Origin of the sequence: Aquicella siphonis (assembly GCF_902459485.1) — a bacterium.
Classification (GTDB): Bacteria; Pseudomonadota; Gammaproteobacteria; order DSM-16500; family DSM-16500; genus Aquicella; species Aquicella siphonis.
In genome coordinates this window covers 1-17,062 of record NZ_LR699119.1, presented here as the reverse complement: position 1 = coordinate 17,062, position 17,062 = coordinate 1, and the positions used below count along the sequence as shown (strand labels likewise).

The window sequence follows — 17,062 nt, the reverse complement described above, 5'->3', positions numbered from 1 at the left end:
CATGCAATGAGTATGTTTCTGGGGAATGTTTCTGTTTTTAATATTGTCACTTCTTCTATATAATGCCGCTCCATGTCCAATATATTTCATTCCGAAGTAGTCAAAAAACACGCTTCCCTGCCTGCCAGGGTAATGCGCATGGTGACGCCCCACGGCGAAGTACTCACCCCGGCTTTCATGCCTGTCGGGACCCGGGCGATGCTGAATTACCTGACACCGGCAGATTTGGATCTGACCGGAAGCGAAATTATTCTGGGTGGAAATACCTACCACATGCTCTGTACTCCGGGGATGGAAACCATTGAAGCAGTTGGCGGCATGCATCAATTTATGGGCTGGCATAAAGCCATGTTGACAGACAGCGGCGGATTTCAGGTTTTAAGCTTATCAAAAAAAGGCACGATTTGTATTATAGATGATCATGGGGCGCACTTTAAACATCCCATAACAGGTAAAATCCTGCATCTGAATTCACAAACCTCCATTCAGGCGCAAAAAATCATAGGCGCTGACATCATCATGGCATTTGATCAATGCACCCCTGAAACCGGCGGACGCGAAGCTGCGCTCGCCGCACTGGACAGAACGCATCGCTGGCTGGTTCTCTCCAAAGAAGAACAGTTAAAAAATCCGCATTCGGCGTATGGATTCAGGCAAGCCTTGTTCGGCATCATTCAAGGCGGAAGTTTTCGCGATTTGCGCGAACAAAGCACTGAATTTGTCTTGAGCCAGGAACTGGACGGGCTCGCTATCGGAGGTGAAGTCATCGGTTTTGACATGCCAAAAACATGTGAAATAATCGATTGGGTGCGGCCCATGCTGCCAGATGACAAAGTGCGCTACACCATGGGTGTCGGTCTTCATCCCCAGGATTTGATTGATGTGGTCGCGAAAGGCATCGATATTTTTGATTGTGTTGCGCCCACGCGCAATGCGCGGCATGGAACGTTATACTGCGGAAGCATTGTTGAGCGCGACGGCTGGCTGTCGTTCGAAGGTGAAAACGGCCAGAGCAGAATCCTTATCAAGAAAAGCCAATACGCCCGGGATACTTCTCCCGTCATGCCAGGCTGTGACTGTTACACTTGCGGGCATTTTTCCCGCGCTTACCTGCATTATCTTTTCAAGGAAGGATTGATCGCGTATTTTCATCTCTCCAGCATTCACAATATTCACGTGATGCAGAAAGTCTGCCGCCGCATGCGCGATCTGATTCTTGCCAGCTGATACGCCAGTTAATAATTGGTTAAGCAACCGGAACCCCGCACGGCCGCCAAACAACACTAGACCCCTATTTCAAAACTGTGTAGCATTAAAAAGTCGCATGGAAGAAGACTGATGACAATACCGATTTCCCACCCCACTCTGATTACTGACCTCGAAATGTTTTTCCGCATCATTTTCGCCTGTTTGCTCGGTTGTGTGATTGGCTGGGAGCGCGAGAGACATCGCAATATCATTTCTGCAGGCATTCGCACCTATGGCGCAATCTCCATGGGCGCGTGCGCGTTTGGCATTGTCGGCTTGTATATCGCGCTAGACGACCCCTCACGCGTCGCTGCGCAAGTGGTCACCGGCATAGGCTTTTTGGGCGGCGGCATTATTTTTCGCCAGGGTGATTATGTCACCGGCCTGACCACGGCCGCCACATTATGGGCGACCGCCGCGGTAGGCCTTTCTGTCGCCGTGGGCATGTATCTGACTTCCGTGCTGACATCCATACTGATATTTCTACTCCTTTACCTACCGCGCATGGCCTGGTGGAAAAAAATATCCTCCAAGTAAATACGTTTTTATTTTGAACACGTTTGATTTTGTCTTAAGATAACCTTAAGCAATATCTCGTATCGTTAGCACTTTATTTTCAATCTTGAGGAGTGACAAAAAATGTTCGGAAGGCATAAGAAACATGATAAAGAATCAGCGGATCATAAGGACAAGACCGAGAAGAAAGATAAAAAAAGCAAGAAAGCTCACACCAGGGTCGCGGTGATCGGCACTCCTGTTGATTCCGGCGAAAGCGCCACTCCCAACCCCCAACTCTTAAAACTGGATAGTATTCAACAAGGCATCAGCGAAATGACTCTGGACATGACGCTGAAACAACCTGCGCTGGACAAGATAGCAGCCATTCGAATCCTCATTCAAACATCTGCTGAACGCGCCGCCATCGTACGGGAAATCAAGGAACTGGATGAAATGGTATTAGGCTTGAGATATCAGGCTGTGGAAAAGAAAAAAGAGCAGCTGCTTGGCAACATACAAGAAGTCATGGATCACAGCGAAAATATGAATGATTTGCATAAAAAGGCCGCTGATCTGCAAGAGTTGACTCATGACGCTTTCAAACCTCGCCAAACACAGCCCGCAAAAAAACGCGGCGGTTTCTTTTCGTGCTTCCCCTGTTGCGGCGGCAATGATGCCGATGATGATGAACATCAGCCTTTGATCAGACATCACATGTGATGATGCGCTGCCACACCCGTTGCGCGGGTCAGCATCGCTTTCATCAACGCATGGCCAGAGACGCGGCACCGCGAACGCAGGACTTTAAGTCCGTTCGTTCGCCCTGAGGCTCGAAGGGCGTGCCGCTCCTCGCTACGATGATCAAGACCTGACTCCGCTGCGCCGGCATTAATATTCTGTTAAGCAACATTTCGTATTCTTGGATTTTCGATATCTAAATAGGGAACATTGAGCATGCATTCCACCCGTTCAAATTATTCCGCCATGAAAGAATCCTGGCTAAAAGACCTGTCCCAAATACGCGCGAAAATTGATAAAGTCGATGAAGCGGGCATGCAGCGAACGCTAATCACCCAATCCGAACGTCTCAAACTGAAAATCTCCGGATATAACGGCAATCCGCTCGAGTATGTCGATATTAACGATCAGATGAAATCACTCTCGGATAAAACCGATCGATATCTCTTTATTGTAGGCCGCAGCACCAGAATCTCCGCACTGCATGAAGAATTTGGATCCGGGATTGGCACACCCCGGCCATTTGACAAAAAAATTGAGTCGGTTCAAAAAAAACTGGGGACGTATAATGGCGACATGGACAGCGCAAGCCAGATAGACAAAGAGATCAAAGCGCTGGAAAGTGAAGCCCTGCATATGCGGGCAAGAAGAAAAGCGGCCAGCGGAACTGCCGCGGAACAGGCAAGACCTCTTCCCGACAGCGGATTTTCGTTGTTTTCACTATTTTGCTGCTGCATGCCCAGAGCAAGGATTGATGATCGCTCGCCCTTGCTTGACAACTCAGGCAGCAGAAAGACATTGTAGCCGGCTCGCTGAAGTATATTGACACTAGCTGCTTGATAAGACTTCCGTCTCTTCTCCTTCGCAGGCAAGAGACGGACTCCCCAAGTATCAGCCTTGCGCATTTTTAATCAATTGCTGTAATTCTCCCGTTTCATACATTTCAGACATGATGTCACTGCCGCCCACAAACTCGCCTTTGACATAGAGTTGAGGAATGGTGGGCCAATTGGAATACACTTTGATACCGCTGCGTATTTCATCATCCTGCAAAACATCCACTGTGGCGAAACGCGCGCCGCAGGATTTCAGAATATTGACGGCGCGGGCAGAAAAACCGCACATGGGCAGCTCTGCATTGCCCTTCATGTAAAGGATAATTGTGTTGTCAGCAATCTGCTGTTTGATTTTGTCTTGAACGTTCATTGATCTTTCCTCTTTCAATTATAGCAACCCCAATTGTAACTTGGCTTCGTCTGTCATCATGCTTCTGTCCCAGGGCGGATCAAATACCAGCTCCACTTTGACATCTTTCACGCCTTTGATCTGGCGGGTTTTTTCCTCAACTTCGCCTACCAGTACCGGGCCCATGCCGCAAGCGGGCGCGGTCAGTGTCATCACGATTTGTACCTGAAATTCATTCATGCCCACCGGAATGACTTCACATGCGTAAACCAGTCCAAGGTCAACAATGTTGACCGGTATTTCAGGATCAAAACAAGTCTTCAATTGCAGCCAGACCTTGTCTTCCACACTGCCTTCCATTTCATTGATGTCAGGCTGGTCCAGAATCACCAGACCCAGCGCGTCACCTTCTTTGCCAGCGATACGCACCAGATTTCCATTCACATAAACCGTGTATGAATTACCCAGCGCCTGTGTCACATACACTTGTGTGCCCGGCTGCAGCATCACTTTGGTTCCGGATGGAATCAGTGTCGCTTCAACTTCACGCCGGACTTCTACCGCTGTTTCTCGGAACACTTTATTCATTACTCCGCTCCTCTTTTCAAGATAGAGGATAGTTATTCGACATGAAAACTCTCGCCGCATCCGCAGCGGCTGGATTCATTCGGATTCGTGAAAACCAGGCGCTTTTGTTTTAATCCCGTTTTATTTTCTTCCACATAATCGATGCGCAAGCCTTGCAAAAGATCAAGCCATGCCGTATCGATATAGACTTTGAAACCTTCCGGCGTTTCGATTGCGCGGTCAGCGGGATTGGCATGGTCAACAAGAGACGGAAAGTAGGAATAGCCGGAACAGCCGGTTTTTTTCACGGACAAACGAAATACCGCGCCATGCTTTTGTTCCAGCATTTTTTTGATATAGTCACGGGCTGCTTCGGTCAATGTGATATCAAGATTCATATTTTACTCCGTCGTAACAGGATCAGGATCATTCGCCAGCGCGGCTTTAAGCGTATGCCAGGCAAGTGTGGCGCATTTGACGCGCACGGGAAACTCGGCCACGCCGCTGAATGCCGCAAGCTTGCCGACATTTCCGCGCGGTTCCCCGCCTTCGGTCACCAGCTGATGAAACAGCTCAAACAACTGATTGATTTCATCCATTGATTTTCCTTTTACCGCTTCCGTCATCAAGGAGGCGGACGCCACGGAAATGGCGCAGCCAGCTCCCTCAAAATGCACATCTTCAACCCTGCCGTTGTGTTCGACAACGTAAAGAGTCAGGCGGTCGCCGCATAAGGGGTTGTGGCCAGCCTGACAATGGTTCGCATTCGCAAGCCGCCCAAAATTACGCGGCTGTTTGCCGTGATCAACAATGATTTCCTGATATAAATCGCGCAGTGACATTACCCGAATAACCTCTTCGCCAGATGAAGGGCCGCCATCAACGCGTCCACATCATTTTCATCATTATAAATTCCAAAAGAAGCCCGCACCGTGGCGGGAATCCTGAATCGTTCCATCAACGGCATGGCGCAATGGTGCCCGGCGCGCACCGCAATTCCCTCATGGTCGAGGACGGTGCCGATATCATGCGGGTGGATATCCTGCATAACAAAGGAAATCACACCCACCTTGGGCTTTGTTGTGCCGATGATGCGCAGCCCCGGCACTGCGAGTAAACGGGGTTCCGCGTACTGTAGCAGGATTTGCTCATGCGAATAGATTTGCTGCATGCCTGCAGACTGGACATAATCTATCGCTGCCGCGAGTCCGATGACGCCAGCGATGTCTGGTGTCCCCGCTTCAAATTTTTGCGGCGTTTTTGCAAAAGTGACTTTTGAAAATGCGACCGTCTCTATCATGTCGCCGCCGCCTTGATAAGGAGGCATGGCATCCAGCAAGGCTTTTTTACCATACAAAATGCCGATGCCGGTCGGGCCATACAGTTTGTGGCCTGAAAAAACGTAAAAATCGCAGTCAATGTCCTGAACATCCACGGGCATATGCGGCACCGCTTGCGCTCCGTCTATCAACACGGGCACCTGATGGGCATGGGCAATGGATGCCATTTCCTTGACCGGATTGACGGTCCCAAGAACATTGGAGGCATGAGTGACAGCCACCATTCTCGTGCGCGGTGAAAATAATTTTTCATAGGCTTCTATGTCCATGGCTCCCTCGTCCGTGACCGGTATCACCTTGAGGACGATGCCCAGCTGCTCCTTCAGCAAATACCATGGCACGATGTTGGAATGATGCTCCATCGTGCTAAGTATCACTTCATCACCCGCCTGCCAGCGCGGACGCCCGAAACTTTGCGCAACGAGATTGATACCTTCAGTAGTGCCGCGCACAAAAACAATCTCTTCCGCATGGGCCGCATGAATAAAATTTTTTACCCGGTCGCGCGCCTGTTCATACAGACGCGTCGCGCGCTCGCTTAATTCATAGATGCCGCGATGAATATTGGCGTAATCGTGAAAATAAAAATTCGATACCGCGTCCACCACTTGCCGCGGTTTTTGCGCCGAAGCGGCGCTGTCCAGATAGATCACCGGCCTGCCGCGGTTTGTTTCCTGTAACACGGGAAAGTCACGGCGAAACACGGTGAAATCCGTCGTGAGGGTTTTCATGTTCATATGGCCTCCTGCACGCGCAAGCGTATGCCCGGATGTTCGACACGCTGAATGATTTCGTCGGCGAATCCGCTCAACAGCATGTTCACGGCCGTCTCCCTGTCTATGCCGCGCGAACGCAGATAGAAAAGTGCCTCGTGATCCAGCTGGCCGGTCGTGGCGCCGTGTTTGCATTTCACATCGTCCGCATAAATTTCCAGTTCAGGCTTGGAATAGACTTCCGCTTCCCGCGAGAGAAGCAAATTATGATTGGCTTGATAGGCAAGTATTTTCTGCGCGTTTCTCTCGACATGAAGCCTGCCGTTAAATACCGCTCGCGCCCTGGCATCAATTATGCCCTTGTACAGCATTTCACTATTGCTGCGCTGGGCGGCATGGTCAATGTCCACATGATTGTCGATATACTGGTTTTCATGCCGCAGCCGGTAAAATCCTCCGGTATGGCAGTCAGCTCCGGGTTCACGCAGCCCTATCACCAGATCATCACGCGCAAACGTGCCGCCTGTGGAAAAATTCACGAATGAAGCATGGCTGTCTTTTTTCTGATTCACAAAACTATTCGCCATGTGAACAGCCTGCCTGCCTTCCTGCTGGATTTTGATATGCTGCAGCCTGGCGTGTTCGTCCAGCGTGACGGAAGTGACGACATTCATCATGTAAGCCTGGCTGGACAGGGAAAAATATTCTTCCACCAGCGTCAACCGGCTATTCTTGCCCAAGGCTATCAGATGGTGCGGGTGGGCGATGAGGTTATCCTCGCCTATAACCAGAGAAAGCAAATGCACCGGAACATCCAGTTCGCAATCCTCCGGCACGGATAAAAACAGTCCGTCGACAAACATGGCCGCATTCAGCGCTGCAAAAGGATATTTTTGCGCGTCAATCGTCCGTGACAAGGCGGTTTGCGCCTGTTCCGCCTGTTTTATCAGCGCTTCCGCCACGCTGCAGGCAATCACATTCGCGGGCAGCCTGGAGAGATCAGACAATTCACTCATGAAGTAACCGTTCACCAGCACCAGCATAATGCTTTCGCAGCGCTGAAGCCGGTGTTGATGGATCACGTCCGTCAATCGGGATGGCTCTATTCGACGGGCGGTTGAGTAATGTTGTTGCGACAAAAAACCCAGATCCGTATATTTCCAGCGTTCGTCCTTGCGTGTGGGCAATCCGTTTTTAAGAAACGCATTCCAATGGCGCTGACGGAAATCATTAAGCCACTCTGGCGCGTGAGCCAGGGAATCGACCGTCTTGTCTTTCTGCAGCCATGTCGGAATTGTAGCCGTCACATTCATGATTTAATCTCGCTTTCAAGCCAGCCGTAGCCCTTGTTTTCAAGCTCATGCGCCAGAGACTTGTCACCGGATTTGAGAATTCTGCCATTGGCCATCACATGCACCACATCAGGCTGGATATAGTCCAGCAGGCGCTGATAGTGCGTCACGACCAGAATCATGCGGTTGGCGTTACGCAAGCTGTTGACACAACGGCCCACCATTTGCAGCGCGTCTATGTCCAGCCCGGAATCGGTTTCATCGAGAATCAGAAAACCCGGTTCCAGCATCATCATTTGCAGCACTTCGTTGCGTTTTTTTTCACCCCCGGAAAATCCCTCGTTGACCGCGCGATGCATAAACGTTTCATCCAGTCCGACTTCCTTAAGCCTGGCTTTGACCAGCATTAAAAAATCAGCGGCATCCAGCGGCGGAAGATTATTGCGTTTGCGGGATTCATTAAGCGCCGTGCGCAAAAAATACATGTTATTCACGCCGGGTATTTCCGTCGGATACTGAAACGCGAGAAATAAACCCCTGGCTGCGCGCTCTTCCGGCTCAAGCGACAATAAATCCTCGTCATTGAGAGTCACGCTGCCGCCAGTCACCTGATAGTCTTCCCGTCCTGCAAGCACATTCGCGAGCGTGCTTTTTCCCGAACCGTTAGGGCCCATGATCGCGTGTACTTCACCCGGCTTGATGGACAAATCCACGCCGCGCAAGATCGTCTTGAGATTTTGCTTTTCATCTTGAATGGTCACTTGCAAGTTTTTTATCTGTAACATTTCTCTAGCCTGTCTTAAATAACTTAAATAATGTGAGTAATCTTCCCTGAGCATGTTTAAAAGCGCACGGAATCCCTCGCCACGCATGAATTATCCGCTTCAGCCAACGCTTCCTTCCAGGCTGACTTCCAGCAGCTTTTGCGCTTCAACAGCAAATTCCATGGGCAATTCCTTGAATACCTGTTTGCAAAAACCATTGACTATCATGTTGATCGCGTCTTCTGTTTTCAGTCCGCGCTGACGGCAATAAAATAGTTGGTCTTCGCCAATCCTGGAAGTGGACGCTTCATGCTCTACGCGCGCGCTGGGGTTTTTTACTTCTATGTAAGGAAAGGTATGCGCGCCGCACGTGGAACTCAGCAGCAGGGAGTCACACTGGGTATAATTCCTGGCATTCGCGGCGCCAGGCAGCATGCGCACCAGTCCGCGATATGTGTTTTGGCCGCGGCCGGCGGCAATGCCTTTCGAGATAATGGTGCTGCGGGTATTTTTACCCATGTGAATCATTTTGGTGCCGGTGTCAGCCTGTTGGCAATGGTTAGTCAGGGCGACCGAATAGAATTCACCTATGGAATTATCCCCTTGCAGTATCACGCTGGGATATTTCCAGGTAATCGCGGAGCCCGTCTCAATCTGGGTCCAGGAAATCTTTGAGTTGACGCCGCGGCAATGCCCGCGTTTGGTGACAAAATTAAAAATGCCGCCGCGACCTTCTTCATCGCCGGGATACCAGTTCTGCACCGTGGAATATTTAATTTGCGCGTTATCCAGCGCGATTAATTCCACCACGGCAGCATGCAACTGATTTTCATCGCGCATAGGCGCGGTACAACCTTCCAGATAACTGACATAACTGCCTTCTTCCGCGATAATCAGCGTACGTTCAAACTGGCCGCTTTTCGCGGTGTTGATGCGGAAATAAGTGGACAACTCCATGGGGCAGCGCACGCCCTTGGGAACAAATACAAAGGAACCGTCGCTAAACACCGCGGAATTGAGCGCGGCGAAAAAATTATCCCGGTAAGGAACCACTGTACCCAGGTATTTTTCCACCAGTTCAGGGTATTTCAGCACGGCTTCGGAAAAAGGACAAAAAATGACTCCGGCTTCAGCTAGTCTGGCTTTGAAAGTGGTTGCCACGGAAATACTATCGAATACGGCATCCACCGCGACGCCGGCCAGCCGGCTTTGTTCGTGCAGTGGAATTCCCAGCTTTTTATAGGTTTCCAAAAGCTTGGGATCCACTTCATCCAGGCTTTTGGGACCCGATTCGGCTGATTTAGGGGCGGAATAATAAATAATATCCTGGTAATCAATGGGTTGATAATGCACATGCGCCCACGTTGGCGGCGACAGCGTTTGCCAGTGCCGGAATGCGTTCATGCGCCATTCCAGCATGAAAGCGGGCTCGTTTTTCTTGGCGGATATCAAACGAATAATATCTTCCGTCAAACCCGGCGGAATGGTGTCTGATTCTATCTGGGTCACAAAACCATATGGATACTGCTGATTTACCACTTCTTTTATGAGCTTATTTGCCATCGGACAACCCTGCGCTCGTGTATTCAGTAATGTTTTTGATAAATAATGGTCCCGTCATATCAAGTATAGTAAATCTGGACAGCAACGCATGGACCATTTTATTGATTTTTCGCCAGTTTTCTCGCATGGCGCAGAGGGAATCGATCGCGCATAATCCGCTGCTTTCACAACATTCCGTCATGGCCAATTCTCCTTCCATGGCGGCGATGACATCCGCCACAGAAATCTCCGCCGCGGGCCGCGCCAGACGATAACCGCCTTCCGCGCCGCGCAGGGAATTCACGAGGCAGGCGTCGGACAGCATTTTCAAGACTTTACTCACTGTTGGCGGGGTAAGATGCAGCGTTTCCGCCAGAAAAGCGGCGCTTAATATAGTGCCTGGGTCTTTCGCCATCTGGCTCATGATGAGCATGGCATAGTCAGTTAACTTTCCGATACGAAGCATGGGGATTGACCGGTTTTATTTGTTCTGTCAGGTAAAGGCGATGGCGTGACCCCGCCCTTACAAATCTGGCGATACAGTACCATGTTTGTACTGATTCATACAAGCTGGAATCACTGGCAGGCAAGCGCCGCTCTCCCAATGCCAGTCTTTTACCCAGGCCGTATCGAATGCTAGAATGGCCGCAGACTTTTGAGAGGATCTCGTGACATGCAATATAACAGACTCGGCAAGGCTGGCATCAGGATTAGCGAAATCTCACTGGGTTCCTGGATTACATTCGGAAAACAGATTGGCCTGAATGAAATCAAGACATTGATGCATGCCGCTTATGACCGCGGCATCAATTTTTTCGATAACGCCGAAGCTTACGCGCATGGCGAAGCTGAAATCCTGATGGGCAAGGCCTTAAAGGAATTCCATCGTGAAGACCTGGTCATCTCCACCAAAATTTTCTGGGGCGGCAATGGTCCGAACGATACCGGCTTGTCGCGCAAGCATCTGCTGGAAGGAACAAAAAATTCCTTGCGCAGACTCCAGCTGGATTATGTAGACCTGCTCTTCTGCCATCGCCCGGATCCGAACACTCCCATAGAAGAAACCGTGCTGGCCATGGATTATCTTGTACGCGGCGGTTTCGCGTTTTATTGGGGCACCTCGGAGTGGAGCGCCGACCAGATTGAAGCCGCCTTTCAGGCGGCAGAGCGTCTGAACTGTATCAAGCCCAGCATGGAACAGCCCAAATATAATCTCTTTTTCCGTGACCATCTGGAAAAGGATTATGTCAGGCTTTTTGAAAAATACGGCTTGGGAACAACAACCTGGAGTCCGCTCGCGTCCGGGATTCTTTCCGGTAAATACAATCTTGGCATACCCAGCGACAGCCGTCTTGCCAAAGAAGGCTGGCTGGTTCCGGACAACTTCATGCAGCTGGTTGAAAAAACCAAAAAGCTGGGCGTACTGGCACAAGATCTGGGCTGCACGCTTTCCCAATTATCCATCGCCTGGTGTCTCCATAATCCGAATGTCAGTACCGTCATCACTGGCGCGACAAAAATGGAGCAATTGACTGAAAATATGGGAGCGATAGAAGTAAAACCCAAGCTGACGCCGGAAGTGATGAAAAAAATTGATGCCATCATGAAATAATATGACGGACAGGATGGGTTTCACTTGCATCCATCCTGTGGAATCGCGACGCGGCGACAAGCAGAATTCCAGAATTAAACAAACGAGGCGATATGCCAAATAAAAAATTGTACACCACCTTGTCCGTTCGCGGTCTTGAATTGAATGTTAATCTTGGCTGGAGGGACAAGGAACGGAAACAGGAACAACCCGTTTTACTGGACTTGATCATCCGGTTTCCCGCTGCGCCGCCGGCAGCATGCGAGACGGACGAACTCGATGATACCGTGTGTTACGCCACTCTGATTGAACACATACGGCATGCCATCGCGCATAAAAAATATCGGCTGGTTGAACATTTAAGCGCAGACATATATCGTTCTGCCAAGACACGCCTCCCCAGGCCATGCCGATTAAAAATACGCCTCACCAAATTCCCGAAAATTGAAGGGCTAATGGGCGGAGTAACCTTTGATTATGGTGACGAGGCATAACCATGATCATTCTCGGCCTGGGTTCCAATATGGGTGACCGCCTTTTAAACCTGCGCAATGCCTTGCAGGCAATCAAAAGCATTCCCGATTTCACGGTGAAGCAGGTTTCTCCGGTTTATATTTCCGATGCCCTGATGCCGGAAAACGCGCCGGCGGAATGGGACATGCCCTATCTCAATCTGGCCATGCGCTGTCAATCATCACTCAACCCTGTGGAATTACTCAAACAGTTAAAAAATATCGAATGGTCAATTGGCCGTAAACCTGAAGTGCGTCACTGGGGCCCACGCATCATTGATATTGATATTCTCGCGTGGAACGACGTTGTTATTCAGAGCGAACCGTTGACCGTTCCACACGCGTCTCTGCAGGAAAGACCCTTCGCTTTATGGCCTCTTGCAGACGTAGCCCCCATGTGGAAGTTTCCTCTCTCGGGCGCAAACCAGGGAAAAACCGCCGCCCAGATGGTGGAAGCGTGGGGTTCCCGCTTTTCGGGAAACGCCCCCTTTCATACCCGCCAGATCAACCAGCGTGTGGATACTTCCCGTCTGGTCGGCATCGTGAATATCACCCCTGATTCATTCTCCGACGGCGGCAAATTCCTTGAACCCGAAAAAGCATTACAACAGATTATCCATCTTGTAAATGCCGGTGCTGAAATTATTGATATAGGCGCGGAGTCGACAGCGCCATCCGCTGCGCCGCTGGATGCGGACACCGAGTGGAAACGACTTGAGCCGGTGATGTCGGCGATCCGGGACGCACGCTCTTCATGGATGCTTTCTCCAAAAATCAGTGTCGATACCCGTCACAGCCGCGTCGCTGAACAAGCGCTTTTGATGGGGGCTGACTGGATCAATGATGTTTCCGGACTGGACGATCCCGGCATGCGGGAGATACTTGCGGGATCCGCTGCGGAATGTGTGGTCATGCATCACATGAGTATTCCTGAAAGGCGGAATCATGTCTTGCCCCGGCATCAAGATCCGGTCAAGGCTGTTTATGAATGGGGTGTTAAACGCCTGCATGAGCTGGAAAAACAAGGAATTACCCGGGACAGGGTTATTTTTGATCCCGGCATCGGATTTGGGAAAATGGCGGAACAATCCCTGATCCTGTTAAAAAATATCCATGTGTTTGCCTCGTTGGGCACTCGCGTCCTGGTAGGACATTCACGCAAGACTTTTCTCTCTCTGCTATCCGGCATGCCATTCGCAGACCGCGATATCGAAACCATGGTCATGTCGCTTTTTCTGGCCCGCCACGCCGTCGATTATATCCGGGTGCATAATGTTGAAATCTGCGCTCGCGGCCTCAGGGTTTCAGGCGCCCTGGAAACCCTGGCATAATTATTTCTGTTTATACTCCCAAACGGAAATTTTCATTCTTTTCTCGCCCGCCAGGCCTCAGCGACAGCATGAAAGGAACCAAAAACAATGACACGATCACCCATGCGGGCGCTTTGAATGGCTGCTTGATAAGCCTCGGCCAAGGTAGAGAAAAACCTGACCTGGCTGATTTCAGCCGCAGCAAATGATTCTTCCAGCAGTTCCATGGTCGAACTTCTTTTGGTCTGCAACGATGCCGCATACCATTCATCAATCCTGTCCTTTATAACCGTCAGGCTGCCGATGATATCCTTATCCGACAGCATCGAAAATACTGCCAGCGTCCGTCCGGTGCACATCATGGTATCCAGCTTTTGCTTGAGAAAAGCGACAGCATCGGGATTATGCGACACATCAAATATTTCCGTCACATCATCCGCAATAATTTGTATACGCCCCGGCAGCGTGACCTCCTTCAAGCCCTTGTCAATGGCTTCACGTTTAACGGGCAGTTTCGCCTGTAATAATGTAATGACCATCAGTACCACTGACATGTTCTGTGTTGAAAGGGAATTCAAAGGCAGTGATTCATAGCGGATTCCTTGATGGGTCCATGTCCAGTGATCTGTGGTTTCTTCAAAATCAAAATCGCGGCCATGAAAATATAATGGAGCAGGCAAATCAGCCGCAGCTTCTATCAAAGAAACCGGCGGGTCAAAATCACCGCATACTGCAGGACGTTCGGCACGGAAAATACCGGCTTTTTCACGGCCTATCAGTTCACGCGTATGCCCCAGCCAGCTGATATGATCGATACCAACACTGGCAACGACCGCCACATCCGCATTCAATATGTTGACGGCGTCCAGCCGCCCGCCCATACCCACTTCCAGTATCATGATATCTAGCGGGTAATTTTGAAAAATACACAATGCCCCGAGTGTGCAATATTCAAATGGAGTAAGCGATATGCCGCCGCGCGCAGACTCAACCTTAGCAAATGCTTCGCAAAATTCTTCATCTTTAGCCAGATTGCCATTGATTCGTACTTGTTCATTCTGCCGGAACAGAATCGGCGAGGTAAAAGCGCCGGTCTGATAACCCGCAGCGCGATAGATGGCTTCCAGTCCGGAGACCGTAGATCCTTTCCCGTTAGTGCCGCCTACAATGATCACGGGACATTTTGGAGTCAAAACCCCTAGTCTTTCCGCCACCATTTTCACTCTTTCCAGGCCCAGGTCTATTTCTGTTGCATGTATGGATTCTATCCAAGACATCCATTCTGATACTGTGGATAAATGCATGGTTATCCCTCTGATAAATTGTGTATAAGACGCAGATAATTTGAGCGCTTGCATTCCGCTTCAAGTTATCCCCGACAACCGGAATTTCATACGCGACTTTTCCACAGGTTATAATTTAAATAAGTATATGATTATATACAATTTTAAGCGGTAATCCACAGAAAATGCCTTGCTACATAACCAGAATCATCTTTAAAAGAATAAAAGATATATTTTAATTATGAGAGGGCTGGAAAGGAAACAATCCGCCAGCAAGGCAATAAAACCCTAAGAGATAAATGAAAAAAATGTCAGACAAAAAAACCCGCCATCGGGCGGGTTTTCCAGAAAGAATCACAGGCGGGATCAAGAAGAAATGCGCACACCAATTTCATGCGGTAGACCATCGCGTTCTTTTTCCACGAAAGCCACAGCCTGCCAGTCAATCAAAGTATCCTGGTTTTTAGTCAAGTTATTGATTTGGGTAACAGTGCCCGGTAAGGTCGCATCAAAAGCGCCGTTATGTTCTTCTAGCGGAGGGTGCGCTTCAATATAGAGACGATTGCCTTGCCAGCCGACTTTAATCGGGGAATTAATAATGGCAACCGGAATGCCGCTGTTAATGGTGGGAAAGAAATCCTTGATATCGGATTCATACATGCGGATACACCCGAAACTGGCGCGTTTGCCAACGCTTTCTGGAAAAATCGTACTGTGAATCAGGTATGTCGGTACACTCATATAGATAGCATAAGGGCCTAGCGGATTATCCGGGCCCGGCGGCATGACCTGGGGAAGGACTACACCCTGGGCCAGGTTGAATTCGCGTATATCTTCTGGCGGCACCCAGACAGGATCTTTGGCTTTTTTGGTAATTTTAGCCATGGTGATGGGAATGGTCTTGCCTATCTTGCCGATTCCAATGGGGTAAGTCGCCACTTGCGATGTGCCAGGCACAAAATAATACATGCGCATTTCCGGCAGATTGATAATGATTCCTTCGCGGGGTTGATTGGGCAATAAATGCTGAGAGGGAATTTTCACCGATGTGCCGTAAGAAAGCGGTTTGGTCAGATTGACGTGGGGATTGGCTTTTTCCATTGCGTTATATCCCACATCATAGTGTTGGGATAATTTCACCACGGATTCGCCGAACCCGGCGGAGCTGTATTTGATCTGTCCGATAATAGACTGATTTTCAGGGGGCACGGGATAATATGCGGCGATAGCCTGAGTAGACGCGAATAATATCGCTGCGGATAGCGCCTTTCCTAGTTTAACATTCATGGTAATTCCTTAATCATTACATTGATTAAATTCCATATCCGTAACTGTCACGGTTTCCTTGCGCGACGGACTCAACAGGGAGAGTCGTCATTCTCCCAGGTTGAATGAATAAATCCGCTGAACACGGCATCGGGTGAAATGGATTTCACTCAACTGTCTGCATTGCCGAAATGTGTTTCAGGTTAAAACACATTATCGCATATGCAGAATAAAACCAACACGCGTCAAATCATACCCTCTGGTATTACGCAGACAGGAATGGTGATCGTGAAAGCCATTTTCTGTCGGGATAATAAGCGAATACGACGGATTTTTCCTTGATGGTGTTGATGAGGGGTTTGGCCAGGCTTGAACCAACCGCGGGACATCCCCAGCTGCGGCCAATTTTTCCATAATATCTCAGGTTGTCCGCGTTGGCATAGGCTGCTCCGTGAATGACAATAGCCCGTGAATAGGCATAATCATTGACGCCGCGTTCCAGGCCGCGCAGACGCAGGGAATATCCATTTTTGCCGATATAAGGCTGATCGGTAAGAAAGACGCCAATGCTGGATTTCAGACTGCCGGGGCTGTTGGAAAAAGAGGTTGCATTAACGCCGCCGCTGTTTTTGCCGTGAGACACCCAGGTATTAAACAGGGTACGGTTTTTTTTCAGGTCAAAGACCCATAGACGACGCTCGGTGGAAGGCTTGGAGTAATCAATGACAGTCAGGACCTGCTTTCCTGCATAACCATGTTTGCGGGCATTGAGATAAGCAGTCAGGCCAAGGCGCAAGACTTTGTCATCAATATTTCCGGCTTGGGATTTGAGCAAGCGGATTTCTTTTTGTACCCAGTCGCTGGTGCCAAACGTTGCGGTATTAGGGGTGGAAAATAACCAAGAAAAAGGCCAGCTAAAACCGAAGGAGCCCAAAAGGGCAAATATAAAGATAGTCTGTTTTAATTTCATTATTATGTTCTCAGCTTTGTTTAAAGTTAGTCTTAAGTCGTTGTTTCATAAAGATTCCCCTAAGGCAATCCTTTGAACAATCTTTGAACGAAGCGAACATTTTTAAACATTTTTACCACAGTGTCAATCTTTTCAGCCCCCCGCTGACAGGCAGGAGTTAAATCTGTTATATGGATCAAAAACATAAAAAACCGTATCAGGATGGCGGTTCAAACAGAAAGCGGGTATAGTTTGCAGAATTGC

At 49.5% G+C, this 17,062-nt stretch carries 19 protein-coding genes; 7 read left to right on the top strand and 12 right to left on the bottom strand.

The genetic code is table 11. The features are described 5' to 3' along the window. Window positions 1-72 precede the first annotated feature (72 nt). The 4 genes from tgt to AQULUS_RS00080 all read left to right on the top strand — a co-directional run bounded on the left by tgt (window position 73) and on the right by AQULUS_RS00080 (window position 3,288). The gene (tgt, locus tag AQULUS_RS00095; RefSeq protein ID WP_148337440.1) at window positions 73-1,227 is read left to right on the top strand and encodes a tRNA guanosine(34) transglycosylase Tgt; all 1,155 of its coding nucleotides are present in this window, start codon (window positions 73-75) and stop codon (window positions 1,225-1,227) included. A gap of 111 nt (window positions 1,228-1,338) precedes the next feature. Then, window positions 1,339-1,785 (top strand): MgtC/SapB family protein, encoded by a 447-nt coding sequence (locus AQULUS_RS00090; RefSeq protein ID WP_197737257.1) that lies wholly within the window; start codon window positions 1,339-1,341, stop codon window positions 1,783-1,785. A 102-nt stretch (window positions 1,786-1,887) separates the two neighbouring features. Next, a complete protein-coding gene (locus AQULUS_RS00085) occupies window positions 1,888-2,466 on the top strand; it encodes a hypothetical protein (protein ID WP_148337438.1) in 579 nt (192 codons plus the stop codon). A 234-nt stretch (window positions 2,467-2,700) separates the two neighbouring features. Beyond that, the gene (locus tag AQULUS_RS00080) at window positions 2,701-3,288 is read left to right on the top strand and encodes a hypothetical protein (RefSeq protein WP_148337436.1); all 588 of its coding nucleotides are present in this window, start codon (window positions 2,701-2,703) and stop codon (window positions 3,286-3,288) included. Between the two features lie 87 nt (window positions 3,289-3,375). On the opposite strand, the gene grxD is transcribed toward AQULUS_RS00080, so the two are convergent. The 9 genes from grxD to AQULUS_RS00035 all read right to left on the bottom strand — a co-directional run bounded on the left by grxD (window position 3,376) and on the right by AQULUS_RS00035 (window position 10,353). Further along, entirely contained in the window at window positions 3,376-3,690 is a 315-nt protein-coding gene (gene grxD / locus AQULUS_RS00075; protein ID WP_148337433.1) for a Grx4 family monothiol glutaredoxin, read from the bottom strand. A gap of 18 nt (window positions 3,691-3,708) precedes the next feature. Continuing rightward, window positions 3,709-4,257: a putative Fe-S cluster assembly protein SufT gene (sufT, locus tag AQULUS_RS00070; RefSeq protein ID WP_148337431.1), complete on the bottom strand. Its 549-nt coding sequence runs from the start codon at window positions 4,255-4,257 to the stop codon at window positions 3,709-3,711. Between the two features lie 32 nt (window positions 4,258-4,289). Then, window positions 4,290-4,634 carry a HesB/IscA family protein gene (locus AQULUS_RS00065; protein ID WP_148337429.1) on the bottom strand — a complete coding sequence of 115 codons (345 nt, stop codon included), beginning with the start codon at window positions 4,632-4,634 and terminating at the stop codon, window positions 4,290-4,292. A 3-nt stretch (window positions 4,635-4,637) separates the two neighbouring features. After that, a complete protein-coding gene (sufU, locus tag AQULUS_RS00060) occupies window positions 4,638-5,078 on the bottom strand; it encodes a Fe-S cluster assembly sulfur transfer protein SufU (protein WP_148337427.1) in 441 nt (146 codons plus the stop codon). Further along, entirely contained in the window at window positions 5,078-6,313 is a 1,236-nt protein-coding gene (locus tag AQULUS_RS00055) for an aminotransferase class V-fold PLP-dependent enzyme (RefSeq protein ID WP_232051806.1), read from the bottom strand. The genes sufU and AQULUS_RS00055 overlap by 1 nt, the downstream gene beginning before the upstream one ends. Then, the gene (sufD, locus tag AQULUS_RS00050) at window positions 6,310-7,602 is read right to left on the bottom strand and encodes a Fe-S cluster assembly protein SufD (RefSeq protein WP_148337425.1); all 1,293 of its coding nucleotides are present in this window, start codon (window positions 7,600-7,602) and stop codon (window positions 6,310-6,312) included. Before sufD ends, AQULUS_RS00055 begins: the two co-directional genes overlap by 4 nt. Continuing rightward, entirely contained in the window at window positions 7,599-8,366 is a 768-nt protein-coding gene (gene sufC / locus AQULUS_RS00045; RefSeq protein ID WP_148340224.1) for a Fe-S cluster assembly ATPase SufC, read from the bottom strand. The genes sufD and sufC overlap by 4 nt, the downstream gene beginning before the upstream one ends. A 99-nt stretch (window positions 8,367-8,465) precedes the next feature. Continuing rightward, on the bottom strand, window positions 8,466-9,908 hold the full coding sequence (gene sufB, locus AQULUS_RS00040; protein ID WP_148337423.1) for a Fe-S cluster assembly protein SufB: 1,443 nt from the start codon (window positions 9,906-9,908) through the stop codon (window positions 8,466-8,468). Further along, complete coding sequence (locus AQULUS_RS00035) at window positions 9,898-10,353, bottom strand: SUF system Fe-S cluster assembly regulator (RefSeq protein WP_148337421.1); 456 nt, start codon at window positions 10,351-10,353, stop codon at window positions 9,898-9,900. The genes sufB and AQULUS_RS00035 overlap by 11 nt, the downstream gene beginning before the upstream one ends. Window positions 10,354-10,560: 207 nt before the next feature. Here AQULUS_RS00035 and AQULUS_RS00030 point away from each other — a divergent pair, with 207 nt between their 5' ends. The 3 genes from AQULUS_RS00030 to folP all read left to right on the top strand — a co-directional run bounded on the left by AQULUS_RS00030 (window position 10,561) and on the right by folP (window position 13,321). Beyond that, a complete protein-coding gene (locus AQULUS_RS00030; RefSeq protein ID WP_148337420.1) occupies window positions 10,561-11,499 on the top strand; it encodes a potassium channel beta subunit family protein in 939 nt (312 codons plus the stop codon). A 92-nt stretch (window positions 11,500-11,591) separates the two neighbouring features. After that, window positions 11,592-11,972, top strand: coding sequence for a dihydroneopterin aldolase (locus tag AQULUS_RS00025; protein WP_148337418.1), 381 nt, complete (start codon window positions 11,592-11,594; stop codon window positions 11,970-11,972). A 2-nt stretch (window positions 11,973-11,974) separates the two neighbouring features. Beyond that, on the top strand, window positions 11,975-13,321 hold the full coding sequence (gene folP / locus AQULUS_RS00020; protein WP_148337416.1) for a dihydropteroate synthase: 1,347 nt from the start codon (window positions 11,975-11,977) through the stop codon (window positions 13,319-13,321). A gap of 32 nt (window positions 13,322-13,353) precedes the next feature. Here folP and folC read toward each other — a convergent pair whose 3' ends face one another. The 3 genes from folC to AQULUS_RS00005 all read right to left on the bottom strand — a co-directional run bounded on the left by folC (window position 13,354) and on the right by AQULUS_RS00005 (window position 16,819). After that, window positions 13,354-14,604, bottom strand: a complete 1,251-nt coding sequence (gene folC, locus AQULUS_RS00015; protein ID WP_172622670.1) for a bifunctional tetrahydrofolate synthase/dihydrofolate synthase — start codon at window positions 14,602-14,604, stop codon at window positions 13,354-13,356. 345 nt (window positions 14,605-14,949) lie between these two features. Further along, a complete protein-coding gene (locus tag AQULUS_RS00010; protein ID WP_148337412.1) occupies window positions 14,950-15,870 on the bottom strand; it encodes a L,D-transpeptidase family protein in 921 nt (306 codons plus the stop codon). 244 nt (window positions 15,871-16,114) lie between these two features. Continuing rightward, window positions 16,115-16,819, bottom strand: a complete 705-nt coding sequence (locus tag AQULUS_RS00005; protein ID WP_148337410.1) for a murein L,D-transpeptidase catalytic domain family protein — start codon at window positions 16,817-16,819, stop codon at window positions 16,115-16,117. Window positions 16,820-17,062 lie beyond the last annotated feature (243 nt).

What these genes read in the sequence shown, in the direction of transcription:
- AQULUS_RS00030 (WP_148337420.1), top strand. Translation starts at nt 10,561, where the DNA reads ATGCAATATAACAGACTCGGCAAGGCTGGCATCAGGATTAGCGAAATC.
- sufC (WP_148340224.1), bottom strand. Translation starts at nt 8,366, where the DNA reads ATGTTACAGATAAAAAACTTGCAAGTGACCATTCAAGATGAAAAGCAA.
- sufB (WP_148337423.1), bottom strand. Translation starts at nt 9,908, where the DNA reads ATGGCAAATAAGCTCATAAAAGAAGTGGTAAATCAGCAGTATCCATAT.
- AQULUS_RS00005 (WP_148337410.1), bottom strand. Translation starts at nt 16,819, where the DNA reads ATGAAATTAAAACAGACTATCTTTATATTTGCCCTTTTGGGCTCCTTC.
- tgt (WP_148337440.1), top strand. Translation starts at nt 73, where the DNA reads ATGTCCAATATATTTCATTCCGAAGTAGTCAAAAAACACGCTTCCCTG.
- AQULUS_RS00080 (WP_148337436.1), top strand. Translation starts at nt 2,701, where the DNA reads ATGCATTCCACCCGTTCAAATTATTCCGCCATGAAAGAATCCTGGCTA.
- folC (WP_172622670.1), bottom strand. Translation starts at nt 14,604, where the DNA reads ATGCATTTATCCACAGTATCAGAATGGATGTCTTGGATAGAATCCATA.
- AQULUS_RS00035 (WP_148337421.1), bottom strand. Translation starts at nt 10,353, where the DNA reads ATGCTTCGTATCGGAAAGTTAACTGACTATGCCATGCTCATCATGAGC.
- sufU (WP_148337427.1), bottom strand. Translation starts at nt 5,078, where the DNA reads ATGTCACTGCGCGATTTATATCAGGAAATCATTGTTGATCACGGCAAA.
- AQULUS_RS00055 (WP_232051806.1), bottom strand. Translation starts at nt 6,313, where the DNA reads ATGAACATGAAAACCCTCACGACGGATTTCACCGTGTTTCGCCGTGAC.
- AQULUS_RS00025 (WP_148337418.1), top strand. Translation starts at nt 11,592, where the DNA reads ATGCCAAATAAAAAATTGTACACCACCTTGTCCGTTCGCGGTCTTGAA.
- AQULUS_RS00090 (WP_197737257.1), top strand. Translation starts at nt 1,339, where the DNA reads ATGACAATACCGATTTCCCACCCCACTCTGATTACTGACCTCGAAATG.
- sufT (WP_148337431.1), bottom strand. Translation starts at nt 4,257, where the DNA reads ATGAATAAAGTGTTCCGAGAAACAGCGGTAGAAGTCCGGCGTGAAGTT.
- AQULUS_RS00010 (WP_148337412.1), bottom strand. Translation starts at nt 15,870, where the DNA reads ATGAATGTTAAACTAGGAAAGGCGCTATCCGCAGCGATATTATTCGCG.
- AQULUS_RS00085 (WP_148337438.1), top strand. Translation starts at nt 1,888, where the DNA reads ATGTTCGGAAGGCATAAGAAACATGATAAAGAATCAGCGGATCATAAG.
- AQULUS_RS00065 (WP_148337429.1), bottom strand. Translation starts at nt 4,634, where the DNA reads ATGAATCTTGATATCACATTGACCGAAGCAGCCCGTGACTATATCAAA.
- grxD (WP_148337433.1), bottom strand. Translation starts at nt 3,690, where the DNA reads ATGAACGTTCAAGACAAAATCAAACAGCAGATTGCTGACAACACAATT.
- sufD (WP_148337425.1), bottom strand. Translation starts at nt 7,602, where the DNA reads ATGAATGTGACGGCTACAATTCCGACATGGCTGCAGAAAGACAAGACG.
- folP (WP_148337416.1), top strand. Translation starts at nt 11,975, where the DNA reads ATGATCATTCTCGGCCTGGGTTCCAATATGGGTGACCGCCTTTTAAAC.